The organism is Natronococcus occultus SP4, assembly GCF_000328685.1.
GTDB lineage: Archaea > Halobacteriota > Halobacteria > Halobacteriales > Natrialbaceae > Natronococcus > Natronococcus occultus.
In genome coordinates, this window is record NC_019974.1 from 2,828,917 (window position 1) to 2,855,816 (window position 26,900).

Genomic DNA, 26,900 nt, shown 5'->3' on the forward strand with positions numbered 1-26,900 from the left:
GTAGCGACGCCGTCGTCACTCCTCGTCGTCGAGGATCGCCCCGAGATCGAAGTGGCCGTCGGGGCCGCCACAGTCCTCGCCGCGGGCCGGCTTCGCGGAGACGTCAAACGTGTACGCGCCCGTCCCGGAGTCGGCCGCGAAGGCGAACCCGCGGGCCTCGTTGTAGTAGGCCGACCAGCAGTATGGATCGACGTCCTCGACCCCGTCGTTCGTGGCGTAGCGCTCGGTCGGGGTTGGGTTACAGGGATCGGTGATGTTGGCGACCCATGTCCCCTGGGTGTAGCCGCCGTCGACCAGCAGGACCTCGCCGCGGTCGTAGATCACGTCGTGGAAGTGGGTCGTCCAGACGCCCTGACCCTCACCCTGTTCGCGGGCGTCCGGTGAGCCCATGAACGCGATCGGCTTCGGGTCCTCGAGGCTTCCCTCGCCCCAGCCGATGTCGAAGACGTGTTTCCCGCCCGGGATCGTGTCGAACACCTCGTCGCCCATGATCGCGAGGTCGCGTTTCGGTTCGGGATGGATCTGGTGTGCCAGCTCGAATCCGGGCTCGCCGACGGCCTCGTAGTCGGGCTGGTCGTCGTAGTCGAAAAAGCCCAGCTGGGTCGGGTTCAGCGGATCCGAGATGTCGAACGTGGCGTAGCCGACGTTGTCTCCGAAGATGTACGCGGCGTGGAGGGCGTCGCGAGCGGTGTCGACCTCCATGTCGTGACAGTAGCCGTCCGGGCCGAACTGGGCCTCGACGGTCGGATTCCGGTGATCGCTGAAATCGACCCCGATGATCCCCGGGCCGTCCGGTCGTTTGTCGACCAGGTACAGCACCGTCTCCTCGGGATGGTCGGTGAGCTTGTGGACGCCCGTGTACGGCGTCTCGAGGGTGGCGACGACCTCGGGTTCGGTCGGCGTCCCCTCCTCGCAGCCGAAGTCGACGACCTCGATCCCCTCGAGCCCGTCCGTGTCGGCGACGGGATCCTCGAGTGGCCCCTCGTCGTCGGCCTCGAGCGACCGGACATAAATCCCCTCACGGTGGGGATCGAACTTCACGTCGTTCGAGCGGGTCAGGTCGTTCGGCGGGCCGAGTTCGTGGACGAGCTCCGGGTTCTCGAGGTTGGAGAGATCGTACAGCGAACTCATCACCTCCCCGTCCTCGGGGAAGCTACTGATCGCGCCCCACTTCCCGTCCGGACTGACGTGGCCGAACGTGTAGGTGACATGGTCCGGATTCCCTCCCGGCGGGAGCGCCTGTCCGAGCTTCTCGAGTCGGCCGCGCGTTCGATCGCCGTCCCGGTTCTCCGTCCGATCGTCTGCCGACGCGCCCTGGGCGAACGCCGTCGTTGCGATGCCGGCGGCACCGAGACGGCGTACGAACGTTCGTCGTGGTGTGTCAACCATTGGTCCGGTTCGTTGAACCGGACGGGAAGCTAGTAAATCGCGGCGTCTGATTTCATCTTGTGAAGGAAGCCAGAACAGTGATTGGGTAGTTGTAGTTAACTCATAGCGAACCGGGAACTATTGAAACGGCAGCTCTCGTCGAACGGATCCGGTCGCTCGTCAGCGGCGTATGACACGGACGGAGTGGATTCATATGTTAACACAACCCATATAGAGAGGGGATGAATCCCGGAGAGTTCGTCCGCGCAACGCAGCAGGACCGCACCCACGCCGAGTTCGCCCGCCGGGTGAACGAGCAGGCCAACGCGCTTCGCGAGGCGTTCGCTGCGGGCGCGTTCGAAGGCGAGTTCCGTCTCGGCCTCGAGCTCGAGGGGTACGCCGTCGATTCCGAAGGGCGGCTCGCAGCCGTTCCCGAGCCGGTGTTCGACGACGTTTGCGAGCGCGAGCTCGGCCGACACAACGCGGAGGTGAACACGCCCGCTTCGCGGTTCGATTCGACGGGACTCGACGCACAGGCGCAGGAACTCGCCGACCGCGTCGACGCGGTGGAGCGAGCGTGCAAACGCGAGGACGTGCGGTTCGTCGCCGACGGGATGTGGACGATCCCGCCGTCGGAGGGCACTCGAGCCTACCTGGCCGCGGTCGATCGCGACGAGGACGGAGGCCGCGTTCCGACCAACCTCGCACCCAAGCCGCGCTACTACGCGCTCGACGCCGACATTACCGCCCACGGCCCGATCGAACTCGACGTCGCGGGCTGTCGACGGTCGTTCCCGACGATCCTCGTCGAGTCGCTCGCCACGTCGATGCAGGTCCACCTCCAGGTTCCGACGCCGCGCTTTCCGGACTGCTTTAACGTCGCGTTGCGCACGGCCGGCCCCGTCCTCGCCCTGGCGGCGAACGCACCGTTCCTGCCGCCGGGGCTGTACGACGACTCCGAAGTCGCCCTCGAGGGACCGGTCGAGCTCCGCGTCCCGGTGTTCGAGACGATGAACGTCAACGATCCGGGCAAGGTCCGTTTCCCCCGTGACCTCGAAACGCCCGCCGACGCGATCGATCGGATCGTCGCGGACCGCCAGTGTATCCCCGTCCTGCGGGAGTGGGGCCACGAGGAGCCCCGCGAGGGGTTCGCCGACGACTACTGGGAGCTGTTGCACAAGCAGGGCACCTGCTGGCGCTGGATTCGTCCGATCCTCGGTCCCGACGGCCTCCGGCTCGAGTACCGCCCGCTCGCGGCCCAGCCTACTGTCGCGGACGTGGTCGGCTTCCAGGCGCTGGTCGTCGGGCTCGTCCACGGCGCCGTCGCGACCGACCACCCCCTGGCGACGCTGCCCTGGCGGGCCGCCCGCGAGTCGTTCTACGCCGCCGTCGAGGACGGCCTTGAGGCCGACCTCGAGTGGGTTACCCGCGACGGCGCCCGGACCGACCACTCGGCCGAGATCTACGCGGATCTGTTCGAACTGGCTCGACGCGGACTCGCCGATCGCGGCTTCGATCCCGCTCGCAGTGCCGCGTTGCTCGAGCCGATCGAAGCGCGCTGGGAGGCTCGAACGTCCCCGAGCACGTGGAAACGCCGCGAGGTTCGACGACGGCTCGAAGACGGGGCGGCCTTCGAGAGCGCAGTAGCGGGGATGCAGCGGGCGTACATCGGGCGGGTGACGGCCGACGAACCGTTTGCCGACTGGCTCGAGTGAGCGATCGTCCGCGGTTTCGCGACGGGAACCCGGAGTACTTACGTCTGGGGCGTTACTGTCCGGGTAACCGAAAGAGGCGCTGTCCTTGGCACAGTCGGGACCAGTGTAACGCCAAGGACGTGAATTTTCACGTCACCGGCCGTTTCGCTCCCCAACCGCAGCCGTCCGGGCTTCGGGACTGTTCGACGGGACTGCTATGATCGGGTCTACCAATGGAAATCGAAATTGCAACGATTGGCGGATACGAGGAAGTCGGCCGACAGATGACCGCCGTTCGCGCCGGCGACGATATCGTGATCTTCGACATGGGACTGAACCTGTCGAAGGTCCTTATTCACGACAACCTCCGGACCGAGGGGATGCACAGTCTGGATCTGATCGACATGGGTGCGATCCCGGACGATCGGGTCATGAGCGACCTCGAGGGCGACGTTCAGGCGATCGTCCCGAGCCACGGCCACCTGGACCACATCGGCGCCATCTCGAAGCTGGCCCACCGGTACGACGCGCCGGTCGTCGCCACGCCGTTTACGTGTGAGCTGGTCCGGGAGGAGATCGAGGACGAACAGAAGTTCGGCTTCGACAACGATATCGTCGAGATGGAGGCCGGCGGGACGATGTCGATCGGCGATCACGGCTGCGAGCTCGAGTTCGTCAACGTCACCCACTCGATCGTCCAGGCGATCAACCCCGTGCTTCACACGCCCGAGGGGGCGATCGTCTACGGGCTGGACAAGCGCATGGACCACACGCCGGTCATCGGCGATCCGATCGACATGGAGCGGTTCCGCGAGATCGGTCGCGAGGGCAACGGCGTACTCTGTTACATCGAAGACTGCACCAACGCGAACAAGAAGGGCCGCACTCCTAGCGAAAGCGTCGCCCGCGAACACCTCCGGGACGTCCTCTACAGCATGGAGGAGTACGACGGCGGGATCATCGCCTCGACGTTCTCGAGTCACATCGCGCGGGTCAAATCCATCATCGAGTTCGCGCGGGAGATCGGCCGACAGCCGATCCTGCTCGGGCGCTCGATGGAACAGTACTCCGGGACCGCAAAGCAGGTTGGCATCGACTTCCCGTCGGACGTCGAGATGGTCGGCTATCGGCAGTCGATCGACCAGACGCTGGAGCGGATCATGAACGACGGGAAGGGGAACTTCCTGCCGGTCGTCACCGGCCACCAGGGCGAGCCCCGCGCGCTGCTTACCCGGATGGCTCGCGGCGAGACCCCCTACGACCTCGAGGACGGTGACAAGGTCGTCTTCTCGGCCCGGATCATCCCGGAGCCGACCAACGAGGGCCAGCGTTACCAGGCCGAGAAGCTACTGGGCATGCAGGGCGCCCGCGTCTACGACGACGTTCACGTCTCGGGACACCTCCGCCAGGAGGGTCACTACGAGATGCTCGATGCTCTCCAGCCCCAGCACATCATCCCGGCCCACCAGGATCTGAGCGGGTTCTCGGGCTACGTCGACCTCTGTGAGAGCGAGGGCTACCAGATGGGGCGGGACCTGCACGTGACCCGCAACGGGAACATCATCCAACTGGTGTAAATCGCTCCATTGCGTCGTGCAACTGCGGCCACCGGTTCGATCGGCGAACGCGATACCGGGTTCCTAACGGATCCTGGCGCCTGAACCGTGCGCTCGCCGGAGGGCGACGTCCTCGAGGACGATAACAAACGAGAAGTGCGTCCGACCGAGTCGGTGGGTATGGATCGCTCCGATCGCCGGGAGTCGTTCGAGAACCAGCCGCTGCTCGAGTCGAGACGCGAGCGGCTGGCTGCGTACCTCCGATTCAACCGCGATTCGATTCTCGTCGACGTCCTGCTGATAAGCGCCTGGATCCTGCTTGCATCGGGCGTCGCCCAGTGGTTCGGGCTGCCGCGGTGGTTCTTCTACACCGTCGTCTTCGTCGGAATCGTCGTCTACACTCAGACGACGTCGCCGTGGTCGCGGCCGTACCGAAGCCCGGACTGAGTAGTCAGACGAACTGGAGCAGGGGGAGCAACAGGACGACGACCCAGAGAACGACGCCGGTTCTGACGTAGCCGTGTCTTGCCGAATCGAACCGCTCGGCGTGAGAGGCACCGACGGCAAGGAACCCGAGCGCAACCGCCGCCGAGAACCGGTGGACGAGGACGTCGACCGGCAGTCGCGTCACGCCGAGCAGCGTGTAATCGAGCAGGATCGCGACCGCAAACCCGATCGAGGCGGCCGAGAACGCCGTCGGGCGGTCGAGCCGCCGCGCGAAGAGGTACGTACAGACCGGGAGCCCGACGAGCAGCAGCGGGTAGAAGCCGGCCGCGACGATCCGCGGGTCGAACGACGAGAACACGCCCTCGAGAGCGATCGCGCCGAACCTGACGAAGAGATAGACCGCGATCAGCGAGACGGGCAGGGCGATCCCGTTGCGGACGCGCGGGGCCTGCCAGTACCGGACGACGCTCGCATGGTCGACCCGTCGCAACACCGACGCTCCCAGCAGGCCGACGATCGAGGCGGTGATCACCGCCGGATGGTCGGCGAGTTCGACGGCGGTAACCCAGCCGTCTGCGTCGGAGCTGCGGTCGTTGCCCATGTGAACGCGGGTGACGTCGTCGACGAACCAGCGGTCCATGAACTCCGCCTCGACGTACTGCTGGGACTGCTCGATGCTGTCGACGGTGTGTCTGAGGTGGAACCAGTCCCAGTGTTCCTGGTGGGCCTGGATCGCTGTCCAGTCCTCGCCGGCCGGCGACTCGTAGGCGCGGATGTGGTGGCGCGTGCCGAGGTAGGTACCGTCGTGGAGCTCGTAGCTCTCGTCGAGCCAGACGCCGTCGTCGGGGCTGGGTGTCGGCGAGACGTAGGTGTACCGAGTCGAGCCGTCAGCGTCACCCCAGGCGGTTACGGTTCCGAAGACGGCTTCGTCGTCCTCGGCGACGCCGACGTCTTCCTCCTCGTCGTCGGTTTCGTTCCAGTCACCCTCGCTTTGTTCGGTCAGGTGGAGCCGCGTCGCCTCGGTGTCGCCGTAGACGATCAGGTTGAGCGCGAGCGTCCGCTCCTCGAAGGCCGTCGCGCGGCTGGTGTAGGGCCACAGCGTTGCGGACTCGCCGTCGAGGGAAACGAAGGCTTCGGTCGGCTCGGGGTCGTCGCTCGCGGAGTCGAAGGCGACCGAACCGAGCCCCAGCGTCGCGAGAACGAGGACGAGAACGACAAGCGCCATCAACGGGCGACTGATCGCGGACATTCGTTTTCGTACCAACCCGAGCGGGTACCTATCGGTATTTCGGTTCGTGGCGTGGACGCCGATCAGTCGGCGAACGTGTCGATCACCGTTCCCGAGTCCGCACAGGCGCTGTCGTAGTAGCCGTCGTCCTCCGAGAGCGTTCCCCAGTCGAGCCAGCTGCCCTCGTAGTTCCGACACTCCCCCCAGCCGAGCTGTTCAATGACGAACCAGCCGACCGACCCCCGGACGGCGGTCGTACAGTAGCTGATCGTCTCCTCGCTGGGGTCGAGACCGGCGTCCTCGAGCCACAGGCGCTCGAGCTCCGCGGGCGAGCGCAGCCGCGCGCCGTCGTCGACGAGGTTCTGCGTGAAGTCGACGTTGATCGCACCGGTGATGTGACCGTGGCGAGTGACACGATCGTCGTCGTCGTCCTTCCCGCGGTACTCCTCGGGAGTTCTGTTGTCGACGAGCTGGACGTCGGCGTCGTCCTCGTGGACTCGCTCCGCGACCCGTGCGCGCGTCGCGAGGACGTCCGTGTAACGAAGAAGAGTAGGGAAGAATCTGCGCGGTCGTGCGCGAACCGTCCCTAACCGAGAAACTGTTATTACAGAGATACAGGAGAAAGCCCACGACTTCAGTCGTGGGAGTAGTCACTATTCGATCATTAACTGGTCTGCTCGAGAGCCCAACGGGAGTAAAGGGGGCACTCACGAGTCCCTCGAAAGAGGGGTGCCACGACACCGGTTCGCCGGGCGCCCGCTGTCAGAACCCGATTGCCTGCCCGTCTCGACGGGGTTCGGAGCCGCCGATCAGAACGCCGTCGTCAGTACGATAGATCAGCTGGGCGCCGCCGTAGTGGTTCGCGTCGGGTTCGAAGTACTCGTCCTCGGTGATCACGTCGTGGCCCCGCTCGCGCAGGTCATCGACGGTCGCCTGGGGGAGCCGCGAGGTCTCGAGGGTGACCTCGTGGTCCTCGAGGAACCGGAACCGCGGCGCGTCGATCGCCGCCTGGGGGTTGAGCCCGGAGTCGACGAGGTTCGTCACCACCTGGACGTGGCCCTGGGGCTGGGTGTCTCCGCCCATCACACCGAAGGACGCGCGGAACTCGCCGTCCTCGGCGAGCATGGCTGGGACCAGGGTGTGGAACGGACGCTTCTCCGGTTCGAGCGCGTTCGGATCATCCGGATCCAGACTGAACGAGGAGCCGCGGTTCTGCAGCGGGAAGCCGCCGACGACGATCCCGCTCGCGAACGGCCAGAAGCCGCTGTTGATCAGCGAGACGGCGTTGCCGTCGCCGTCGACGACAGTCAGATAGACGGTGTCGCTGTGTCGATCCGCGCGGGGTTCGTACGTGCCGACGTTCGGGCCGATCTCGGCCGCGCGCTGGCGGCCGTACTCCGGCGAGAGCATCGTCTCGAGGGGAATATCGTACGCCTCGGGATCGGTGACGAACTCCTCGGTGTCGGCGAAGGCGATCTTCAGCGCCTCGATCTGACGGTGGAGCCGCTCGGGATCGGTCGGATCGGCCGCGAGGTCGAACTCCTCGAGGACGTTCAGCGCCTGCAGGGCAGCGACGCCCTGGGTGTTCGGCGGATGCTCGAGGACCTCCATCCCGCGGTACTCGGCGCTGATGGGCTCGTCCCACGTGCTCTCGTGGTTCTCGAGGTCCGACAGCTCGAGGACGCCGCCGTGTTCCTGAACGGCGTCGACGATCTCGGCGCCGAACTCGCCGCCGTAGACTGTCTCGATCCCCTCGTCGGCGATGCGCTCGAGCGAGTCCGCGAAGTCGGGGTTGGTGAACAGCTGCTCCGGGCTCGGCGGCTCGCCGTCGATCAGGAACGTCTCGCGGAAGCTCTCGAACCCCTCGACGCGGGGTGCCGCGACCTCCCACTGGGCGGCGACGTACTCCGTGACCGGAACGCCGTCACGGGCGTAGCCAATGGCGGGCTCGAGCAGGTCCTCGAACGGGAGCTTCCCGTAGCGCTCGGAGAGCTCGTAGAAGCCGTCGAGCGCGCCGGGAACGGTCACTGGGAGTCCGCCCTCCGTCGGGACGACGGGCTCGCCGTCCTCGGTCGCGTCGGTGCGGTCGCAGTAGGTGTCGATGTCGGCCGCCGCGGGCGCGCGACCGCTGCCGTTGAGCGCCCGGTACTCGCCGTCGAAGTGGGTGAGCGCGAACATATCGCCCAGGACGCTGGTCATGTGCGGTTCGACGAGGTTCAGCGTCACCGCCGTCGCGACCGCGGCGTCGGCGGCGTTGCCGCCCCTCTGGAGCGTTTGCGTCCCGACCTGGGCCGCGATCGGGTGGCTCGTCGCGACCATCCCGTTGGTCGCCATCGTGGCCGACCGACGGCCGATGAACTGCCAGGGGTAGTCGAACTCGGTTTCGGCACCGGCGCCGGCATCGCCGCCGACCGCCTCGGGATCAGTCGCCGTCTCGTGCCCGTCCGTCCTCGCGCCGACCCGTCCGGTAGCGATCGCACCCGTCGCTGCGGCCGTCAGTCCCACTCGCTTCATGAACGTGCGCCTGTCTGCCATGGCGACGGCTATTCGCGACGCAATACTGAAAATAAAGCATGAATTATCTACATTATTATTACTGTGTGGCGGAATATAGGTCAGGGAAGCGAGGGCGAAAGACGAATCGGTGGGGTGGGATCGTGGAGTATCGCGAACGTCCGGTGTCGATCGAAGGAGAGGCGGGCGGATCGCCCGCGGCCGCGACCATGCGGGCGATCAGGCCGGCGTGAGCCGACCGGTGCAGTTCCGACAGTACGTGTAGAAGGGATCGTTTTCGGTCTCACAGGTCGGACAGACGCCCGGCGCCGGCGGTTCGTAGTCGGGCGGTCCGTCGTGGGTCCGGCTCCAGTACTCCGCGCCGGTGGGGTGGTAGGCCCCGGCGGTGAATCCGTCGAGCGACTCGCTGCCGTCGTCGGCGTCCCGATCGCCGTCGTCGCTCTCGGTGTCGTGTTGACGGAACAGCAGCATGGCCCACCACGCCCCGAGCAGGAGGGCCGCCACTGCGATGATAATGGTGTCCATGGTATGTTTGGGCGTACCATTCGAGAGCACTTAGCCTATTTTGCTCGGAATGTGACGGAACTTCCGCTGGCGAGACGGCGATTTCGACGCAGCTCGACAAAACAACGGGGGCAAGACTTTATCGAACGCCGACCGATCGGGAGATATGGCGACCCACGTCCTGATTCCCGTCGACGACTCCGATCGATCGACGGCAGCGCTCGAGTTCGCGCTCGAGGAGTACCCGTCGGCACGACTGACCGCGTTGCACGTGCTCGATCCCGGCGATATCTACACCGCGACGGGGATCGAGACCGGACGGCTCTCGAACTACGAGCGGATCCGCGAGGAACACGAGAACCGGGCGGAGAACCTGCTCGAAACCGTACGGAGACGGGCGTCCGAAGCGGGCGTCGACCTTGAGACCGATTCCGTCACCGGCGACGTCTCCGAGACGATCGTCGACTACGCCGAGAACAACGCCGTCGATCACGTCGTGATCGGCAGCCACGGACGGACCGGGGCGAGCCGGATTCTACTGGGCAGCGTGGCAGAGACCGTCGCCCGTCGGTCACCGGTCCCGGTCACGATCGTTCGGTGAGCGATCGGTTGGGATCGCGAGCACTGTTCTCCGCACACCGTTGTCGACACGAAAAACTCTATCCGGCGGATAATAACGGCCGACAGAGCCGAACGCTCCTCGTATGCCCCCACTGACGCGTCGACGACTGCTCGCCGCAACCGGTGGAACGCTCGCGATCGGCGGCGTCCTCGGCTCGTCCGGGTCGGTCGCGGCCGATAGAAGCGAATCGAGCGCCGAGCCCGGAGACGACTGGTCCTCGAGGCGAGGATCGCCCGGAAACAACGCCTACTTCCCGAACCGATCCGGTCCCGAAACACCCGTTGCCGTCGCCTGGGAGTACGACGCCGGCGGTCCGATCGCGGTCCAGGAGGGAGCCGTCTACCTGACGACCGACGGGGCGATCCACGCGCTCGACGCGACCGACGGCTCGGTGGGCTGGCGGAGCGAGGACGTCGGTGCAAGCGGAACCCCCGCGGTCGCCGACGGCAGCGTCTACGTCGGTGGTGACGCGCTGGTCGCGCTCGACGCCGAGGACGGGACGGTCCGCTGGGAGCGCGAACTCGACGGCGACGACGTCGCGCCGCCGAACGTCGCGTCGGGGACGATCGTGACCTGCGTCGGTGCGACGGTGTCCGCGTTCGACACCGACGGCGAGGAGCAGTGGGCGTTCGAAGCCGAGGAGGAGCTGCTCCGAGCCAGCGAGACGGCCGTCGCCGACGGCGCCGTGTTCGCCTGCAGCGCCTCGCACGTGTTCGCCCGCGAGCTCGAGGACGGCAGCGAGCGCTGGACGAACGAGCGACCCGAGGACGCAGAGCGGTTCGTCCTCCACGATCCGATCGTCGCCGTCGATGGGTTCGTCGCTGTCGCCTTCGATGACGGCGAGGGGCCGTACGCCGACGACGTCGTCCTGTACGATACCACGACCGGTGAGGAAGGTGAGCGCTACGGCGGCGCCACGCCGGCCACGATCGGCGAGGACCGCGTCTACACGAACCCGACGTACGACGCCGCGGGGTACGACCGGGAGACGGGCGAGACGGTGTGGGAGCCCGACCAGGACATCAAACACGCCCAGCAGCCGGTCGTCGGTGCCGACAGGGTGTACGCGGGGATCAACGCCCTCGAAGAGATGTCGGGCGGCGACGGGGAGCACGGCCTCTACGCGTTCGATTCCGCCGGCGACGTGGCGTGGTCGGTGACGCCGGACGACGTCCTCGAGCTGAACGCGACGCTTGTCGAGGGGACCGTGTACGGGTGGGATACCGACCGTCTGCTCGCGGTTCGTTCGGAGGCGGATCTCGGGGAGCGCGAGGACGACGAGGACGACGAGACGGGTGAGGCTGACGACGAGGACGACGAGACGAGCGGAGACGGCGAGGCTGATGACGAAGAGGAGAACACCGAGACCGAAAGCGAGGAAACGGACGGAGACGAGCCGACGTCGACGGACGACGACGCGGAAGACGGCGGTGACGAGGAGCAAGACGACGGCGAAACCGGAGCCGACGACACGGCCGAGGGCGCGAACGGAGCCGACGGTGACGACGAGGCGGTGCCCGGGTTTACGACGGGAGCCGGAGTCGCCGGCGGCGTCCTCGGGCTCGAGTGGTTGCGTCGCCGTGCGAACGGCGACGGGGAGACGTTCGCCGATCCCGACTGAAACCCACTACCCGGTGTGACCACTGTGGCACGCAGAGTTCGAGGAGGACGCCGTCACTCCTCACCCACAGAAAGTATTTATTGTCTGCTGATTCACAGTGAATCGGCAGACGGGTGTCACTGGTAGGGTGCCCGAACGCTGTGGCTGCAGGCTCGAGGGTCGTGGTGGGCTCGATCGAGTACGGGTTCCGACGGTGGCCGACGGGAATCTCCCGCGGCCGCTGCAGTCGGAACGCGGTTCCAGTTTCCGAAACCAGTTCGAACTAGCGGTGTATCAGCACAGGGACCGTTCCGATTCGACGCCGGTGGGTTACCGAACCTGTGTTCGTTCTTGATGGTATCCATCAGAAAACATTTATGGGAACGGTCCGCAGTCACGACCGGCCGACGGACACACACGACAGCCATAGTGCGCAATCTCCGGCTCGGCCACACCCTTTTCAGCGACGCCAGTCCGCCACAGCGGAGACGCTAGCGATTCGGTATCCGCTCCGTGCGGTCTCGTCCAGTCCGGACGGTTAGGGCCGGAACACACAGTTAGCCAGAAAGTATTTGTTGCAGTACGCTTTAGTCTGAATCAGCCGGAGGGTCCCGTCGCTGACGCTTGCTCGTTCGCATGCAAACTCCGGCTACTCCCCCCCACTCCCCCAACCCGCTTTCGGGTTTTCCGATTCGATACGTCGCCCAGTACGACGGCCGTCGGATCGCCGTTCGATCGGCGAACGCACCGCTCGACCGGGCGCGCTCCGAAACCACTCGCTTCTCGCCGACGGTCCGGCGTTGCCAAAAAATGCGCTGGAAACGACCCTTCGAGGACGCTACTGCTCGAGGACGTCGCCCCGGATCGAGTACGTCCGGACGTTGCCACAGTCCTGTGCACCGAACGTGAGCGTCTCGGTAGCGCCACCCTCGAGGTCGATCTCGGTGCTTTCCTCCTGCTCGTCGCGGTCGCCCCGAATGCCGACCCAGACGAAGCCCGTGATCTCGTCGGGCGTCTCGTTGTACACCTCGAGTTCGACCTGACAGTTCTGGCCGTCGAAGGCGTGTGACTGGACCGAGAACACGTTGTCGGTGCCACCCTCCATGCTGACGTAGCCGTCGATCTCGTCGCCGTCGACGCGCTCGATGGGTTCGTAGCCGTGGAGTTCGAACCCGAAGTGGGTTGCCTCGGAACAGTCCGAGAGCACGGCGGTGAGCTCGTGGCTCGCGTCGTCGCCGTCGAGCTCGTAGTCGTTGTTCCGCGACTCCGCGAGGACGTCGTCGCCGTAGTAGACCACGAAGTCGTACTGGAGCTGGGCCGTCTCGCCGTCGGGCCGCGTGACCCTCGCGGTCAGCTCACAGCCGTCGCCGACCTCGAAGTCGGCGACCTCGAGCGGGCTGTCGTTGACGATCTCGTTCTCGTAGTCGTCCGGATCGAGTTCGTCCTCGCCGTCGTCCGCGTCGTCGTCCTCGTCCTCCGCTTCGTCCTCGTCGTCCGCATCGCTATCGTCGTCCTCGTCGTCGCTTTCGTCGTCAGCCTCCTCACCGTCGAACTCGTCCTCGTCGGCCTCCTCGCCGTCGAACTCGTCGTCCTCGTCGTCGGTCTCGTTGCCGGCGTCGTCATCGCTTTCGTTGCCGGCCTCGTCGTCGGTCTCGTTGCCGGTGTCCGTATCGTCGTCCCCGTCGTCGGCCCCCGTCTCGTCGTCGGTTTCGTTTCCGTTCTCGTCAGCCGTTCCGTCGTCGGACGCGGTACCGTCGTCGTCTCCGTTCTCGTCGCTGCAGCCGGCCACCACGGCTGCTGCACCCGTCGCACCAATTAGGAACTTTCTCCTGTCCATGAAAACAACATATTCTAATGAATAAAAAATATAACGGTAACTAGCTCAAAAAAGCGAATCGGCGCTCGCTCGGCACGATTTCGCGAGTGCTTCCGGTTGCTCTGGACGGGCGCTTGCGACGGTGTCGCGAACGACTCGCTTTCGCAACTGCGACGATCGCGTCGTTCGTCGCTCGATCAGTCCTGCGATTCGGCGTCGACGCCGGCTCGACGGCGCAGCCACTCGAGCCCGAGGACGCCGCCCGCGATCCCGGCACCGGCCGTGAAGCCGGGCATCTCGTCGTCGGTCTCGTCACCGTCGCCCGTTCCGTCGGTGGCGGTGTCTGACTCGTCGGTTCCGTTCGCTGGTTCGGCGTCTCCGTCTGCGGGAGGATCCTCCCCGTCGCTTTCGCCGCCCGTCTCGTTTTCCGTCGTTTCGTCGTCGCCCGCGGTCTCGTTGACCTCCTCGCCGTCGAACTCGTCGTCGGTCTCGTTGCCGACGTCGTCGTCGCTTTCGTTGCCGTCGTCCGTGTTCTCGCCGCTTTCGTTGTCGTCGCCGGTCTCCCTCTCGTCGTCCCTGTCCTCGTCGCTTTCGTCGTCGTCAGCCTCACCGCCATCGCTCTCCGCCCGGAGCGCAACGAGCCCGTTCTCGCCGTTCGTGTAGAGCGTCTCCGCGGTGACGGCGAACCAGTCGGCCAGCGCGTCGCCGTCGACGATCGGGTGGGTAAGCTCCCACCGTTCGGCGCCGTCCTCGAGTTCGAGCCCGAGTAGCGCTCGCTCGTTGTAGCCCGGGTAGTAGGGCATCAGAACCGTTTCCCCGACGATCGCGGGATCGCGCCACCCGCTCGTCCCGCCGATCTGCTCCCACCCTTCGTCGGTCTCGTAATCGGTAACTCGAAGCGCGTCGGGACTGGCCGCGATCCGAACCGACTCGGTCGCCGCCGTGGGGAGCACGCTCGGAGCCGTCCCGAGACGGTCGCCGGTCGCCGCGTCGAGGATCGGAAACTCGTCCTCCGGACTCCCGCTGACGAACACTCGCTGGGCGGTCGCCGCGACGCCGGCGAACGACAGCCCCTCGTACTCGCGTCGCCAGTGGGTCCAGGCGGTAGTCCCGTCTTCGGCGTCAAGCGCCGCGATTCCCGCACCGTCCGCGATCGCGTACACGAGCCCGTTCGCGACGGCAACCGGTACCGATCCGAACGCGGCGTCCTCCGTGCCGGGCTCGGTCACGTCGTCGGCCGCCTCGAACTCGACCGATTCGAGCCCCCAGACCACCGTCCCGTCGTCGACGTCGTAGGCCAGCAGCTCCCCCGCGGCGACGACGTAGGCCGTCCCGTCGACGACGGTCGGGCTCGTGACGGTCTGTTCGTGCTCTCCCTCGTCGAACGGCTCGCTCCAGCGCACCTCGCCGGTGTCGGCCTCGAGGACGGACAGGCTCTCGCCACCGACGACCACCGCGTCGTCGGCAACCGCGGGCGTCCCGTCGGCGCCGACGTCCTCGCGTTCCCAGCGCGCCGAGCCGTCGGTCGCGTCGAGCGCGTGGACCCCACCGTCCGTCCGGAGGTAGACCGTTCCGTCGACGATGGCGGCTCGCCCGCCTCGATCGTACTCCCAGGCGACCGTCTCCGGCACGGGAAACGAGCCGTCGGCCGGAACGGACGCCGTGTTCCCCGGGGTCCCCCGGTACGAGGACCAGCCCGACTCTGCGGGTGCCACGTCCTCGTCGCCGGGTTCCGCGGCGCCGCGCTCGCTCGTTGCGAGGACGCTCCCGATCGACGTCGCTGCCCCTGTCGCCAGTACCGATCGCCGGCTCCAGCCCGACATCTCTGTCCCTGCTGTTCTCGGACACGTATATAGATCCCCTGTATACGGCTCCCACGAAGTCGATCCGAGCGCGAGAAGGCCGTGAGCGGGGATCGGAGAACGTCGTGTCGGTCGAGGACTCGGAACGACCTCCGGCCCGGCTCAGTCCTCGAGCTCCCGGAGCGCGACGAGCTGCCCCTCGTAGTCGACGTACATCGTCTCGTCGCTGATCGCGCGGATCTCGCCGACCGGTGCGGTGTTTCGCGAGAGGGTCCAGTTCTCGGTACCGTCGTGTTTGTCGAAGGCGACGAGCTCCTTGTGGTGTGGGACCTCGTTCGGGTCGCCGTTCGACCGCAGGTAGACGTAGACGGTGTCGCCACAGATGACGCCCTGGCCGTAGGTGAGCCGTCCGGAAACCTGCCAGCGTTCACCGCCGCCGTCGATCGAGCCGGCGGCGAACGCCTGTCCCGAGTCGGCGAGGTGGACGTCCGTGCCAACGGCCGGTTCGGCCGGCGACTCCATCGGTGCTGGGCCACGATATTCGCCGGTTTCCGGATCGTGAATCCCGCAGTCGACGGTCGTGTACCCCTCGACGAGGACGGCCTCGCTCGTCGCGAAGATCTCGTTGTCCCGTCGGCCCATGTACTGTCGCTGCTCGCGCCAGACCTCGTCGCCGGTTTCGGGGTCGAACGCGAGGAGGCCGCCCCGCGTTCCGGCGTAGACGACGCCGTTGGCCGCGGCCGTGCCCGTGGTGAACGCGTAGTCTTTCGGCCTGTTGGCGCCGAAGGAGGGGACGAACGCGGCCCCGTCCCGGCGCCACCTGACCGAGCCGTCCTCGATATCGAGAGCGTACAGGGAGCCGTCCGCGACGACGTAGACGCCGTCGTGGGCGACCGTATGGCTGCTCGTCCACTCTGTGGGCTCGAGGCTGCTCTCCCAGCGGACGTTCCCGTCCGAGCGATCCAGCGCCACGACCTCCTCGCCACAGAGGTAGACGCCGTCGCCGGCGACCGCGGGATCGCTCGCCGCGACCGCGTCGGTCTCCCAGACGGGCTCGCCGTCGGCCGCGTCGAGGGCGACGACGCCGTCCTCGGTCGTCGCGTACACGACCCCGTCGGCGACGGCGACGCTCCCGTCGTGGTCGGCCGCCCAGGCGGTCTCGAGCGAGCCGGGATCGAACTCGGGGCCGTCCTCGAGGTACCGCGCGTGGCCCGCGCCGCCGCGGTAGGAGGGCCAGTCGGCCTCGCGATCAGGGTCGAGATCGGGATCGGGACGCTCCGTCTCCTCCCCCGCAGCCGAGTCGGCCGCGCCCGAGGACGCGAGCATTCCGCCGGCCGAAATCGCTGCACCCGCTGCCAGCACCGATCGACGGTTCCAGGTCGACATATTCACAGGATTTCATGATATAATGTATAGCGGTTAGGCTTGCAATTGAATCTCTGGCGCCGGATACTCGGCCTGACGGCGGGAGACACCGTCTCGGAACCGACCTCATCGGATCGGTCGTGAGGTTCAGGTGGCCCGAGAGGCGGACGTCGCCACAGCTCGGATCGACGAGGACGTCGTCTCAGGGATCGTCCGCCTCACTCGCACGGCGGCGGAGCCACTCGAGGCCGAGCGCACCGCCCGCGATGCCGGCACCGGCCGTGAATCCCGGCATTCCATCGGACTCGTCGGCCGCGTCGTCGGCGTCGCCATCCGTGCCGTCGGACCCGGAGTGGGTTGTGTCGTCCGGGTCGTCATCCGCGGACTCGCGGACGTCGTCGGTGGTGTCCTCGGAGTCGTCGGTCGACTCGGGTTCGGCCTCGCTCCCCTCGTCGTCGCTCTCGGTGGTACCGTCGTCGACGGTTTCGTCGTCTCCCGATCGCTCGTCGTCCGCGTCTGTCGTTCCGGAATCGGTTTCGTCGCTACCCGTCTCGTCCCCGTCCTCGCCGTTCGTCTCCTCGTTCTTGCTCTCGTCTTCACTGCCGTCGTTCCGGTCGTTCCCGTCGTCCTCGCTCCCGTCTTCACCGCCATCGTCCCGGTTGCTCTCGTCGTCCTCGCTCTCGTCGTCCTCACTACTGCCCTCGTCACCGGTTCGGTTGGCTCCGTCGTTCTCGCTCCCGTCGTCCTCACTACTGCCCTCGTCACCGGTTCGATCGGACCCGTCGCCTTCGCTACTGCTGTCGTCCTCGCTACCGCTGTCGTCCCCGCTATCGCTCCCGTCATCGTCACCGTCGTCCGCCTCGGACCGGTCCCGAAGCGCGACGAGGACACCGTCGCTGGCGACGTAGATCGCGTCCTCGGTGATCGCCCGGATCGGTCCGAGCGGAACCTCGCCCCCGTCGACCGACCACCGTTCGCTGCCGTCGCGTTCGTCCAGCGCGACGAGCCGCCGCCCGTCGTCGCCGACGACGGCGTAGACGGTCTCACCGGCGACGGCGGCCCGTCCGTGGGTAGTCGCCGCTTCGAGGACCCACTCGGTCTCGCCGTCCTCGAGCGAGCGGCCGCGGTAGGCATCGTCCGTCCGGGTAACGGCCACCGACTCGCCCATCGCGACCTCGACAGACGATCCGGACGCCGTTCCGAGGACGGCGCCCGTCTGGGCGTCGTAGCGCCGTCGATCCCCGTCCGGACCGCCCGCGGCGACGACGGCGGTCGCGTTCGCGTGGATCGCCGGTCCGCGGACGGGGTCGTCGTCGCTGCGCCAGACCTCCTCGCCGGTGTCGGGATCGTACGCGAGCATCGCCTCGTCGGTCGCAGCGTACACAACCCCGTTGGCCGCCGCGGTTCCGGCGACGAACGCGTCCTCGGGTCCCGGGGCGACGTCCCACCGGACCGTTCCGTCCGCGGGGTCGAGCGCGTACAGCACTCCGTTGATGACGACGTAGACGCCGCCGTACGCGACCGTCTGCCAGGCCGCGTCCTCGCTCGTGCCGAAGTCGGTCCGCCAGCGCACGCGGCCGTCCGAACGGTCTAGCGCGACGACCTCCGTCCCGGTGAGAAAGACGCGCTCGCCGTCGACCGAGGGCGCGGTCGCCGCGACGTCGGGGTTCTCCCAGACCAGCGCGCCGTCGGCCGCGTCGAGGGCGACGACGCCGTTATCGATCGACGCGTACACGACCCCGTCGGCGACGGCGATCTCGTCGTGGTGGTCGACCGCCCAGTCCGCCTCGAGTTCGGCGGCGTCGATAGCGGGCTCGTTCGCGACGTCCCGAGCCTGTCCGGCGCCGCCGCGGTGGGACGGCCAGGCCGCGTTCGACTTCGGGTTCGGCTCGATCGCGGGATCCGGAAGCGACTCGCCCGCGGTTTCCGCCGACGCGAGCGCCGCCGTCGAGAGCGCCCCGACCGTCGTCAGTACCGATCGCCGGCTCCAATCGCTCATGTGTCCTCATATTATGTAAAACACAAATACTTTCAGTGTATTTTACCAGCTGTATCGTCCTCGTTCGCAGACGGAGGTGTCGGAGACCGAGCCCGAACAGCGTCGGGGCCCGGGAGCGGTCAGAACGGAGGGGACGGATGCCGAAGCCGCTGTGTCAGTCGACAGCCCGTGCTACTCCTCGAGATCGGCCTCGTCGTCCGCGCGACGGCGGAGCCACTCGAGGCCGAGCGCACCGCCCGCGATCCCGGCACCGGCGGTAAAGCCGGGCATGCCGTCGGCGTCGTCGGTGTCGTCATCGGCCCCATCGTCTCCGCCGTTGGCCTCGTCACCGTTCCCGCTACCGGTCTCGTCGTCGGCGTCCGTCTCGTCGTCCGAGTCGCCGTCGGCGTCATCGCTCGCTTCCCCGTCGTCCTCGCCGGGTTCGTAGCCGTCCTCGGAGTCGTCGTTGCCGCTCTCGCCATCGGTGTCGTCCTCGTTTTCGGAACCGCTCTCCTCCCAGCCGTCCGGACGGAGCGCGACGAGGTCGTCGCCCCGCTGGGTGTAGATCGTGTCGTCCTCGACGACGAGAAAGCCCGCGTCGGCACCGTCCGACCAGCTCTCGTCGTCCTCGAACTCGAAGCGCCACCGTTCGGTACCGTCCCGGAGATCGAAGCCGACGACGCTGTCGCCCCCCTCCGGTCCGGGGGTCGAGTACGTGACGACGACGGTGTCGTCGGCGATCACGGGGTTTCCGTGGGCGTACGAGCCGTCGTGGCTCTACCCGTCGGTCGCGTCGGCGTCCTCGAGCGGGGTCGTTTCGAGCTGATACCGACCCTGCGTGACCGCGACGCCGGTGTCGGCGGCGGTGACGTACGCGTCGTTGATCTTGTGCTCGGTCGATTTCGTCTCCGCGTCGAAGGTGTAGACGGCCTCGAGGCTGTTGTTCTCGACGAGCAGCGTCCCGTCGGTCGCGGCGAGCCCGCCCGTGCCGGCGTCGACGTACCCGCTCCACCGCGTCTCGCCGGTTTCGGGGTCGAGTTCGGCGAGCCCGTCCGAACCGCTCCCGTCGAGGACGGCCCAGATCGAGCCGTTCGCCGCGACGAGCTGAGAGGGTGAGGACTGGAGCGACATGGCCTGCCCGTTGACGGTAACGGTGTCGCGCTCCCAGCGATGCGTGCCGTCGCTCGCGTCGAAGGCGTACAGCGAGCCCCCGTCGAGGACGTAGGCGGTTCCGGACGCGACCACGGGCGGGGAAACGTCGCCGTCGCTTCCGACCCCACTCGACCACTCCGCGTCGCCGGTTGTGGCGTCGAGCGCGACGAGTTCGGCACCACCGGCGTAGACGGTCCCATCGACGACGGTCAGACCGAGGGTCCGCCCGTCGAGGTCGGTCTCCCACGCGAGCGAGCCGTCCGCGGTGTCGAGCGCTCGAACCGACTCGCCGCCGAGGTAGGCGGTGCCGTCGACGACGACGGGTTCGTTGCCGTCCGTCCGCCAGGCGACGGTCGCCGGCGGTTCGATCGCGGACGCGCGTCGAGCGCGCTGTGCCCCCCCGTCGATCGACGACCAGCCGTCGGCCTCGACGAACGGCGTCGAGCCGTCGGTGCGTTTGGTCTTGCCGGCTGCCACCCCAGTTCCGAGCGTAAGAACCGCGCCAGTCGCGAGCACGGAACGACGATTCCAGTGTTCCATACCCGTTCGAACGGGCAACCGACGCATTACTATCGACCGGATATGTCAACAGTACGTATTCTGAAACAGTTCTGAAAGAGTCTGTTTTCGACACGAGCGCGGTCGACGTGCCGTGCCGTCGGCGTTCGACCGCGGCGATCGGGGAGAGCTGTCCGGGCAGCCACGAGTCGAGTCCGGGTGAACGACGGCGCCCGCTGTGGATCTAGGGGGTAGCCAAGGAAACCTAGACGGTGGCCAACACGTGGATGTGCGGTACCTAGCCGGTGGTTAAGACAGTGTGGCCCGTGTCTGTGGCTCGAAAACTCGGCCCGGCGAGCGGATTCGTTCGACCACCGGAGACGGACGTCCGTCGGCTACCAGAGGGCTGGCAGGAGCCCGACCGTGAGCATCACACCCCAGGCGTTGATGAGGACGTGCATCAGCCACGGGCCGACGAGGCTGTCGTACCGGAGCCGCAGCCCGGTGAGGACGGTGCCGAGCGCACCGGTGATGAGGATACTGACGGGGCCAGCCATGAAGGCGTGGATCAGCGCGAACAGCGCGATCGACAGGGCGCTCGCGGCGAGGACGCTGTAGCCGCGAGCGAGGAGGTGGCCGAGTACCAGTCCGCGAAACAGGACTTCTTCGGCGATCGGTGCGATCACGACCGTGGCGACCAGCAGCGCCGCGATCCCGCGGGCGTCGGTCACCGGCGCGCGGGCGTGAGGATCGAGGTCGACACTCGTCGCGATGGCGTTGCCGGCGACGACGATCCCGATCCCGACAGCCGTCGCGACGAGCGCGCTCGCCAGCTCCCGCCCGGAGGGGCGGCGGACGACCGCGGCCGCTCGCCAGGTGGCCCGGTCCCACCGCCAGTACAGCCAGGCGAGGACGGCGACGTAGGCGCCGCCGAGCGGAAGCAGGAGCGCCCAGTCGGGCCAGCCCGGATCGGCACCCCGGTGGAGCGTGAAGCCAGCGGTCATCACGAGCGCGGTGGCCGCGATCGGAACCAGCGGGAGGGTCAGACTCCACAGCAGCGAGCAGTCGGCCAGCGGTTCGACCGTGTTTTCGAGGCGACGGGCCACGTCCTCGCGGGACACTCCCCGGTCCGTCCTCGAGCGCGTCCCGGTTCCCATATGCTGTGGAATGATATCGAATAGCAAAATAGCTACACTACGATGGCAGGTTGATGCCCAACAGAGCTAATACAGCAGAGATAGTATCGAATACAGAGCGAGTATATCGGATGCCAGTACGCTTCGACGAATACGACCCGAACGAACACCGGCTCGATCTGAGCGAGGGGACCAACGCGAATCGAATCCTCTCCTTTCTGGTCGAAAACCCCGAATACGGGTTCACACCGAAAGAGATCCACGAGGCGACGGGAGTCGCTCGAGGGAGCGTCAGCCCGACGCTACTTCGGCTCCAGGATCACGGACTGGTACGACACAAAGGCGACCGATGGGCGGCGGCCTCGGAGGAGAAGATCGCTGCCTATCAGAGTATGTACGTGAGCCTGGAAGCGATATCCGATCGTTATTCGGACGATTGGTACGCGAACACTCCCGACTGGGACGAGGAGATCGAGGATCTTCGGGAACGGAACGAATGAACGAGCCATTCCCGCGCGGTGCAGTCGTTGTAAGCGGCGATCTGGTCGGTTCTCGGAGCAAACGGCCGTTCGTACTGATTTCGACCGAAGCGCATCCGTTCTACGGTGAGGAGTACACTGCAATCCCGCTGACGACGACGTCGCGGTCGGCAGCTTTCGAACTTACCGAAACGCGTTTTCGCGAGGGCGGACTCCCACGCCGGTCGTATGCGCTCCCGTGGAACATTGCGACGCTGAAACACGAAGGGGTATCGACCCACGCCGGAACGCTTACCCAGGAAGCGACCGAGACGCTCGTCGAGCAGGCCATCGGATACCTTCGCGAAGATCCGCCCTGAGAACCGCGGCTTTCGACGGAACCGTCGGCGGACCAGGCCGCGATCAGTCAGCCAGCGCGTCGGCGAGGTCGTCGCCGAGGGTCGCGATCGCCTCGTGGGCGCGGTCGACCTCCTGCATCGTCATGAAGCCGTGAACCTGGTCCTCGTAGTTGCGGTAGCGCGTGGGGACGCCGTCGCCGACGAGCTGTTCGGCGTAGGCCTTCCCGCCGTCCCGCAGCGGATCGAAGCCGGCGGTGACGACCGTCGCGGGAGCGACCCCGGAGACGTCCCCGGCGTTCGTCGGGTCGGCGTAGGGATTTCGCTTGTGGACGTCGCTCTCGTAGTAGCAGTCCCGGAACCACTCCATGTCGTCGGCGTCGAGGACGACCCCGGCGTGCTCTCGAACCGAGGACTGGTCCTCGTCGATCCCGACGCTGGGGTAGAGCAGCGCCTGGTAGTCGATTTCGGGGCCGTCGCGCTCGGCGGCCATGAGCGCGGCGACGGCCGCGAGGGAACCTCCGGCGGAGTCGCCCGCGACCGCGAGCCGACCGTCGCCGCCGACCGCGTCGGGGTGGGCGGCCGCCCACTCGACCGCGGCGACGGCGTCCTCGACCGCCGCGGGGAAGGGGTGTTCTGGGGCGAGACGATACGCTACCGAGAGGACGGCACACCCGCTCTCCCGGGTGAGCTGGCGACACAGCCAGTCATGGGTGGCGATGCTCCCCAGCACGTAGCCGCCGCCGTGGAAGAACACGACTGTCGGGAACGGCCCCTCGGCGTCCGGGAGGTAGAGCCGAGCGTCGAGCTCGCCCGCGGGACCGGGGATCGTGCCATCGAACGTCGCCCCGACGCTCGGAGGATTTCTGTTCTGGACCCACATCGTCGCCCGGGAGAGCTGCCGGAAGAGCTTCAGCCCGTAGCGGCTGTGTGGCACCGAGAGCCGCTCCTGGCGCTCGAGTGCGGCCTTCGCCTGCGGATCGATCCGATCGGCCTCCATACCAGACAGTCCGTCGAGCCGGAAGTAGACCTTCCGGTTCGGACGGTCGGTTCGTCGTCAGTCGGTTCGTCGTCGCGGCCGGCGATCGGATCGCGTCGCGGAATTTCGGTCTCCGTCCGATCGAAGACAGCTCCGCTCGGGAACCGGTCCGATCGCGTACTAGTCCGATTGGGAACCTGTTAACGGCGTGTTATCTACGCCTTATCTATAGTAGGTGAGCGTGAAACTCAGATTATGCAACACCAAGGACGCTGCTCCCGACGCCGGGCGCTGGGGCTCGCCGGCGGAGCGACGACGACCGTCCTCGCCGCCGGCTGTCTGGGCGGTGCCGAAACGGACGACGGAGACCACCCAGCCGACGAGGACTCGGACGAGACCGACGGAGGGGAGAACGCGACAGGAGCCGAGGACGACGGAACGGACGGTTCGATGGCGGGTCCCGACGACGATCCCGGTTCCGATGGCGACGACGGGACGGAAGATACGGACGCGACCGAGGACGTCGACACCCGCCCCGAGGCCTGGGCGGACGTCGAGGAGATCGTCGTGAGCGCCACCACCGCCGGCTGGGAAGGGGTCGAACCGGAGCCGATCGCGGGCGAGGAGAACCCCCCGATCGTGCTGACGGCGGGTCGGGAGTACGTCCTCAGCTGGAAAAACGAGGACGGACGGCCCCACAATATCGAGCTCTGGAACGAGGACGGCAAGGTCGTCGACGACTACGGAACCGAGCTGATGGAAGAGCGGGACGCGACCCAGTCGCTCGAGTTCGAGGCCAGCGAGGAGATGGCCGAGTACGTCTGTGAGATCCACGCCGGATGGCAAAAGCGCGGACGGATCGAGATCGTCTAGCGGTCGCGCGAGGGAGCCGTTCGAACGCGGGCGATACTCGAAACCGCAAGCGTCTCGTCGACGGTGAGCCGGAGCCGGGCGTCCTCGAGGCGGTAGGTGACGCGGAACTCCTCGGGGGCGACGCGGGTGGTGTTCCAGTCGCACGCCGTGACACGCTCCGTGAGGGCGGCGAAGCCGAACGAGCGGACGTCGATCCCCCGATCCCAGTGGAACGCGATCGACGCGGGGTGGGTGACGAGCCAGATCGACGGCGGGCCGTGAATCGATCGCCGACACTGCAGACAGCGCCCGACGGCGGTCCACTCGAGGGTGTCGACGGACGCGGCCGACTCCTGGAGGTCGATCGTGACGGCGCCACCGCAGTCGGGACAGGCGTCCTCGCGGAAGCGCCAGTACCGCGTGAGCATCCGCGTGGTCACACTCGCGAGGACGGCGTCGGCGTCGCGGTCCCGAACCTGGGCGGGCGTAACCGGGAGCCCGCCCATCCGCCGCCCGCAGTCCTCACACTCCCGGAAGAGCAGGCGGTCCTCGACGGCCACGCACAGTTGCCCGGCGCCACAGATCGGACACGGGGTGTCGACCGGGACCGGGTCGAAGGCGACGTCGCCGCCATAGGCGCCCGACAGGACGAGCCGGACGACGGACTCGCCGGCGAACGTGAACGTCCAGCCGTCGTCGGTGCGCCGGAGGTAGGTGCCGTCGAGCTGCTCGAGGTGATACGACAGCTGCGACGTCGAGTCCACGTCGACACGGTCGTACACCTCCGAGAACGGGAGCGCGGGGAACGGGTCGCTCGAGTCGACGTCGCCTCCCTCGAGCGCCCGCGCGAACGCCCGCAGGATCGCGATCCGCGTCGGGTCGGACAGGATGCCGAACGCTGCGGCGGCGTCCTCGTTTACTGTCATGGGTGTATGTCACACACCATCGATCTTAGCGGTGGGTGGTAGCGGACGGCTCCCGGAGCCGTCGGCCGCGATCGGCCGAGCGTCTCCGTCCTCGACGACGGCGCGTGTCGCGCTGCGATTCGTGACCGGAAGGGAGAAGCACTTATAGCCACGCTCTAAATCGGCAAAAGAAGAGGGACAGCGATGAGAACGGCTCCAGGGACGATCGACGTGCTCCATGTCGACGACGCGCCGAACGTTGCGGAAACCACCGCGACCGTTCTCGAGAGCGAGGACGAGCGGCTCGCGGTCGAGACGGCGACGAGCGCCGAGGCGGGACTGGAACGGCTGTCGACCGGGACGATCGACTGTGTCGTCTCGGGCTACGAGATGCCCGGTCGGAACGGAATCGAGTTTCTGAACGCCGTCCGCGACGAGTATCCGGAGCTGCCGTTCATACTCTTTACCGGCAAGGGCAGCGAGGAGATCGCCAGCGAAGCGATCTCGGCCGGCGTCACCGACTACCTCCAGAACGACCGCGGAACGAGCCAGTACGCGATCCTGGCGAATCGGATCACGAACGCGGTCGCGGAGTACGACGCGCGACGGCTCGAACGGCTCACGAGCCACGATCAGATGGCGATCCTCGATCGGATCGACGACGGCGTCTTCGCGCTCGACGACGACTGGCGGGTCGTGTACGTCAACGAGCGGGCGACGACCCTCTTCGGAGCCCCGGCGGACGAGCTGCGCGGGAGCCCGCTGTGGGAAGTCTTCTCCGAAGCGGCGGATACCCCGTTCTACGACCACTACCGGGAGGCAAAGGAGACAAACGAGCCAAAGACGATCGAGGAGTACTTCGAACCGTGGGACCGCTGGTACCGGGAGCACATCTACCCGTCCGAGAACGGACTTACGATTCTTTTCCACGACATCACGGACCAGAAGCAACGGAAACGGCGGTACCGTGCGGTTTTCGAGAACACCTACCAGTTTACGGGGCTACTAGATCCCGACGGAACGCTCGTCGAGGCGAACGAGACCGCCCTCGAGTTCGGCGGGCTAGAGCGCGAGAGCATCGTCGGCAAAAAGCTGTGGGAGGTGGCGTGGTTCCAACACTCCAAAGACACCCGCGAGCGAGTGCAGGAGGCCGTCGAACGGGCGGCAAACGGCGAGTTCGTGCGGAACAGACTCCCAATTCAGGGCGCTGATCGCGAGGCAATCATCGACTTCTCCGTGCGACCGCTGACCGACGAACGCGGGACCGTGACGCTTCTCATCCCGGAGGGGCGTGACATCACCGAGCTAGTAGAACGGGAGCGAGCGCTACAGCGAGAGCGGGACCGCCTCGACGAGTTCGCCAGCGTCGTGAGCCACGACCTCCGGAACCCGCTGAACGTCGCGACGGGACGGCTCGAACTCGCCCGCGCGGAGGACGACAACGAGCATCTCGACGAGATCGAGACCGCCCTCGATCGGATCGATCGGATCACCGAGGACGTCCTCTGGCTGGCGCGCGAGGGTCGCGATATCGGGTCCCGGGACGCCGTTCGGCTCGGCGACGCCGTCGACGCCGCCTGGAAACTCGTCGCCGACGGGAACGCCCGGGCGGAGCTCCGGTACGGCGAGGAGATCGCGTCGGCGACGGTCGAGGCCGACGACGATCGGTTCCAGCAGCTTCTCGAGAACCTGTTTCGGAACGCCATCGAGCACGGCGGCGAGGACGTCACCGTCACCGTCGGGAGCACCGATCGCGGGTTCTACGTCGAGGACGACGGTCCCGGGGTTCCAGAGCACCACCGCGAGAACGTGTTCGACGGCGGCTACTCGACGAGCGAAGGGGGAACCGGGTTCGGGCTGCGGATCGTCGACCGGGTCGCCGACGCCCACGGCTGGGAGGTGCGGCTCGCCGACGGTACTAACGGTGCCCGGTTCGAGATCATGTGTGAGCTCGACAGCGTCCGTCCCGTCCGGAGCTGACTCGAGAGCGCTCCGTCGCGTCCTCGCGCGTTCGAAAACGGTATACGGCGACGATTGACCTCCTCCCGCGCCTGAAGACGCGGGAATCCC

23 protein-coding genes are annotated in these 26,900 nt (G+C 67.1%); 9 read left to right on the forward strand and 14 right to left on the reverse strand.

Annotated elements, in window-relative coordinates; genetic code table 11:
- Positions 1–15: 15 nt before the first annotated feature.
- Positions 16–1,389 carry an LVIVD repeat-containing protein gene (locus NATOC_RS14090; RefSeq protein ID WP_015322128.1) on the reverse strand — a complete coding sequence of 458 codons (1,374 nt, stop codon included), beginning with the start codon at positions 1,387–1,389 and terminating at the stop codon, positions 16–18.
- A 221-nt stretch (positions 1,390–1,610) separates the two neighbouring features.
- On the opposite strand from NATOC_RS14090, the gene NATOC_RS14095 reads away from it, so the two are divergent.
- The 3 genes from NATOC_RS14095 to NATOC_RS14105 all read left to right on the forward strand — a co-directional run bounded on the left by NATOC_RS14095 (position 1,611) and on the right by NATOC_RS14105 (position 5,065).
- Positions 1,611–3,083: a hypothetical protein gene (locus NATOC_RS14095; protein ID WP_015322129.1), complete on the forward strand. Its 1,473-nt coding sequence runs from the start codon at positions 1,611–1,613 to the stop codon at positions 3,081–3,083.
- Positions 3,084–3,295: 212 nt separating this feature from the next.
- Complete coding sequence (locus NATOC_RS14100; RefSeq protein ID WP_015322130.1) at positions 3,296–4,639, forward strand: ribonuclease J; 1,344 nt, start codon at positions 3,296–3,298, stop codon at positions 4,637–4,639.
- An 87-nt stretch (positions 4,640–4,726) separates the two neighbouring features.
- Positions 4,727–5,065: a hypothetical protein gene (locus NATOC_RS14105; RefSeq protein WP_245549644.1), complete on the forward strand. Its 339-nt coding sequence runs from the start codon at positions 4,727–4,729 to the stop codon at positions 5,063–5,065.
- A gap of 4 nt (positions 5,066–5,069) precedes the next feature.
- Here the strand turns inward: NATOC_RS14105 and NATOC_RS14110 are convergent, their stop codons facing one another.
- The 4 genes from NATOC_RS14110 to NATOC_RS14125 all read right to left on the reverse strand — a co-directional run bounded on the left by NATOC_RS14110 (position 5,070) and on the right by NATOC_RS14125 (position 9,332).
- Positions 5,070–6,314: a hypothetical protein gene (locus NATOC_RS14110; protein WP_015322132.1), complete on the reverse strand. Its 1,245-nt coding sequence runs from the start codon at positions 6,312–6,314 to the stop codon at positions 5,070–5,072.
- Positions 6,315–6,376: 62 nt separating this feature from the next.
- Positions 6,377–6,931 carry a rhodanese-like domain-containing protein gene (locus tag NATOC_RS21160; RefSeq protein ID WP_083866643.1) on the reverse strand — a complete coding sequence of 185 codons (555 nt, stop codon included), beginning with the start codon at positions 6,929–6,931 and terminating at the stop codon, positions 6,377–6,379.
- 124 nt (positions 6,932–7,055) lie between these two features.
- A complete protein-coding gene (ggt, locus tag NATOC_RS14120) occupies positions 7,056–8,828 on the reverse strand; it encodes a gamma-glutamyltransferase (protein ID WP_015322133.1) in 1,773 nt (590 codons plus the stop codon).
- A 198-nt stretch (positions 8,829–9,026) separates the two neighbouring features.
- Complete coding sequence (locus tag NATOC_RS14125) at positions 9,027–9,332, reverse strand: DUF7577 domain-containing protein (RefSeq protein WP_015322134.1); 306 nt, start codon at positions 9,330–9,332, stop codon at positions 9,027–9,029.
- A 145-nt stretch (positions 9,333–9,477) separates the two neighbouring features.
- On the opposite strand from NATOC_RS14125, the gene NATOC_RS14130 reads away from it, so the two are divergent.
- Both NATOC_RS14130 and NATOC_RS14135 read left to right on the forward strand, forming a co-directional pair.
- Positions 9,478–9,912, forward strand: a complete 435-nt coding sequence (locus NATOC_RS14130; protein WP_015322135.1) for a universal stress protein — start codon at positions 9,478–9,480, stop codon at positions 9,910–9,912.
- Between the two features lie 103 nt (positions 9,913–10,015).
- Positions 10,016–11,554, forward strand: a complete 1,539-nt coding sequence (locus NATOC_RS14135) for an outer membrane protein assembly factor BamB family protein (RefSeq protein ID WP_015322136.1) — start codon at positions 10,016–10,018, stop codon at positions 11,552–11,554.
- 817 nt (positions 11,555–12,371) lie between these two features.
- On the opposite strand, the gene NATOC_RS14140 is transcribed toward NATOC_RS14135, so the two are convergent.
- The 7 genes from NATOC_RS14140 to NATOC_RS14165 all read right to left on the reverse strand — a co-directional run bounded on the left by NATOC_RS14140 (position 12,372) and on the right by NATOC_RS14165 (position 21,301).
- The gene (locus NATOC_RS14140) at positions 12,372–13,370 is read right to left on the reverse strand and encodes a hypothetical protein (protein ID WP_015322137.1); all 999 of its coding nucleotides are present in this window, start codon (positions 13,368–13,370) and stop codon (positions 12,372–12,374) included.
- Positions 13,371–13,546: 176 nt separating this feature from the next.
- Positions 13,547–15,172 (reverse strand): outer membrane protein assembly factor BamB family protein, encoded by a 1,626-nt coding sequence (locus tag NATOC_RS14145; protein WP_015322138.1) that lies wholly within the window; start codon positions 15,170–15,172, stop codon positions 13,547–13,549.
- A gap of 141 nt (positions 15,173–15,313) precedes the next feature.
- Entirely contained in the window at positions 15,314–16,537 is a 1,224-nt protein-coding gene (locus tag NATOC_RS14150; protein ID WP_015322139.1) for an outer membrane protein assembly factor BamB family protein, read from the reverse strand.
- Between the two features lie 181 nt (positions 16,538–16,718).
- Entirely contained in the window at positions 16,719–18,515 is a 1,797-nt protein-coding gene (locus NATOC_RS14155) for an outer membrane protein assembly factor BamB family protein (protein WP_015322140.1), read from the reverse strand.
- A gap of 171 nt (positions 18,516–18,686) precedes the next feature.
- The gene (locus NATOC_RS22875) at positions 18,687–19,238 is read right to left on the reverse strand and encodes a hypothetical protein (RefSeq protein WP_015322141.1); all 552 of its coding nucleotides are present in this window, start codon (positions 19,236–19,238) and stop codon (positions 18,687–18,689) included.
- A gap of 33 nt (positions 19,239–19,271) precedes the next feature.
- Positions 19,272–20,186: an outer membrane protein assembly factor BamB family protein gene (locus tag NATOC_RS22880; RefSeq protein WP_015322142.1), complete on the reverse strand. Its 915-nt coding sequence runs from the start codon at positions 20,184–20,186 to the stop codon at positions 19,272–19,274.
- A 353-nt stretch (positions 20,187–20,539) separates the two neighbouring features.
- A complete protein-coding gene (locus tag NATOC_RS14165; RefSeq protein ID WP_015322143.1) occupies positions 20,540–21,301 on the reverse strand; it encodes a CPBP family intramembrane glutamic endopeptidase in 762 nt (253 codons plus the stop codon).
- Between the two features lie 110 nt (positions 21,302–21,411).
- Here NATOC_RS14165 and NATOC_RS14170 point away from each other — a divergent pair, with 110 nt between their 5' ends.
- Positions 21,412–21,780 (forward strand): MarR family transcriptional regulator, encoded by a 369-nt coding sequence (locus NATOC_RS14170; RefSeq protein WP_015322144.1) that lies wholly within the window; start codon positions 21,412–21,414, stop codon positions 21,778–21,780.
- On the forward strand, positions 21,777–22,118 hold the full coding sequence (locus NATOC_RS14175) for an mRNA interferase PemK (protein ID WP_015322145.1): 342 nt from the start codon (positions 21,777–21,779) through the stop codon (positions 22,116–22,118). Before NATOC_RS14170 ends, NATOC_RS14175 begins: the two co-directional genes overlap by 4 nt.
- A gap of 43 nt (positions 22,119–22,161) precedes the next feature.
- Here NATOC_RS14175 and NATOC_RS14180 read toward each other — a convergent pair whose 3' ends face one another.
- Positions 22,162–23,094 (reverse strand): alpha/beta hydrolase, encoded by a 933-nt coding sequence (locus NATOC_RS14180; RefSeq protein WP_015322146.1) that lies wholly within the window; start codon positions 23,092–23,094, stop codon positions 22,162–22,164.
- A 234-nt stretch (positions 23,095–23,328) separates the two neighbouring features.
- Between NATOC_RS14180 and NATOC_RS14185 the strand changes: the two genes are divergently transcribed.
- Positions 23,329–23,946: a cupredoxin domain-containing protein gene (locus NATOC_RS14185; RefSeq protein ID WP_015322147.1), complete on the forward strand. Its 618-nt coding sequence runs from the start codon at positions 23,329–23,331 to the stop codon at positions 23,944–23,946.
- Here the strand turns inward: NATOC_RS14185 and NATOC_RS14190 are convergent.
- Positions 23,943–24,851, reverse strand: coding sequence for a winged helix-turn-helix domain-containing protein (locus NATOC_RS14190; protein WP_015322148.1), 909 nt, complete (start codon positions 24,849–24,851; stop codon positions 23,943–23,945). The two genes, NATOC_RS14185 and NATOC_RS14190, sit on opposite strands and share 4 nt — an antisense overlap.
- Before the next feature lie 183 nt (positions 24,852–25,034).
- Between NATOC_RS14190 and NATOC_RS14195 the strand changes: the two genes are divergently transcribed.
- The gene (locus NATOC_RS14195; RefSeq protein ID WP_015322149.1) at positions 25,035–26,810 is read left to right on the forward strand and encodes a PAS domain-containing protein; all 1,776 of its coding nucleotides are present in this window, start codon (positions 25,035–25,037) and stop codon (positions 26,808–26,810) included.
- Positions 26,811–26,900: the final 90 nt, after the last annotated feature.

Coding starts and splice junctions, on each gene's coding strand:
- NATOC_RS14090 (WP_015322128.1), bottom strand. CDS start 1,389: ATGGTTGACACACCACGACGAACGTTCGTACGCCGTCTCGGTGCCGCC.
- NATOC_RS14095 (WP_015322129.1), top strand. CDS start 1,611: ATGAATCCCGGAGAGTTCGTCCGCGCAACGCAGCAGGACCGCACCCAC.
- NATOC_RS14100 (WP_015322130.1), top strand. CDS start 3,296: ATGGAAATCGAAATTGCAACGATTGGCGGATACGAGGAAGTCGGCCGA.
- NATOC_RS14110 (WP_015322132.1), bottom strand. CDS start 6,314: ATGTCCGCGATCAGTCGCCCGTTGATGGCGCTTGTCGTTCTCGTCCTC.
- ggt (WP_015322133.1), bottom strand. CDS start 8,828: ATGGCAGACAGGCGCACGTTCATGAAGCGAGTGGGACTGACGGCCGCA.
- NATOC_RS14125 (WP_015322134.1), bottom strand. CDS start 9,332: ATGGACACCATTATCATCGCAGTGGCGGCCCTCCTGCTCGGGGCGTGG.
- NATOC_RS14130 (WP_015322135.1), top strand. CDS start 9,478: ATGGCGACCCACGTCCTGATTCCCGTCGACGACTCCGATCGATCGACG.
- NATOC_RS14135 (WP_015322136.1), top strand. CDS start 10,016: ATGCCCCCACTGACGCGTCGACGACTGCTCGCCGCAACCGGTGGAACG.
- NATOC_RS14140 (WP_015322137.1), bottom strand. CDS start 13,370: ATGGACAGGAGAAAGTTCCTAATTGGTGCGACGGGTGCAGCAGCCGTG.
- NATOC_RS14145 (WP_015322138.1), bottom strand. CDS start 15,172: ATGTCGGGCTGGAGCCGGCGATCGGTACTGGCGACAGGGGCAGCGACG.
- NATOC_RS14150 (WP_015322139.1), bottom strand. CDS start 16,537: ATGTCGACCTGGAACCGTCGATCGGTGCTGGCAGCGGGTGCAGCGATT.
- NATOC_RS14155 (WP_015322140.1), bottom strand. CDS start 18,515: ATGAGCGATTGGAGCCGGCGATCGGTACTGACGACGGTCGGGGCGCTC.
- NATOC_RS22880 (WP_015322142.1), bottom strand. CDS start 20,186: ATGGAACACTGGAATCGTCGTTCCGTGCTCGCGACTGGCGCGGTTCTT.
- NATOC_RS14165 (WP_015322143.1), bottom strand. CDS start 21,301: ATGGGAACCGGGACGCGCTCGAGGACGGACCGGGGAGTGTCCCGCGAG.
- NATOC_RS14170 (WP_015322144.1), top strand. CDS start 21,412: ATGCCAGTACGCTTCGACGAATACGACCCGAACGAACACCGGCTCGAT.
- NATOC_RS14175 (WP_015322145.1), top strand. CDS start 21,777: ATGAACGAGCCATTCCCGCGCGGTGCAGTCGTTGTAAGCGGCGATCTG.
- NATOC_RS14180 (WP_015322146.1), bottom strand. CDS start 23,094: ATGGAGGCCGATCGGATCGATCCGCAGGCGAAGGCCGCACTCGAGCGC.
- NATOC_RS14185 (WP_015322147.1), top strand. CDS start 23,329: ATGCAACACCAAGGACGCTGCTCCCGACGCCGGGCGCTGGGGCTCGCC.
- NATOC_RS14190 (WP_015322148.1), bottom strand. CDS start 24,851: ATGACAGTAAACGAGGACGCCGCCGCAGCGTTCGGCATCCTGTCCGAC.
- NATOC_RS14195 (WP_015322149.1), top strand. CDS start 25,035: ATGAGAACGGCTCCAGGGACGATCGACGTGCTCCATGTCGACGACGCG.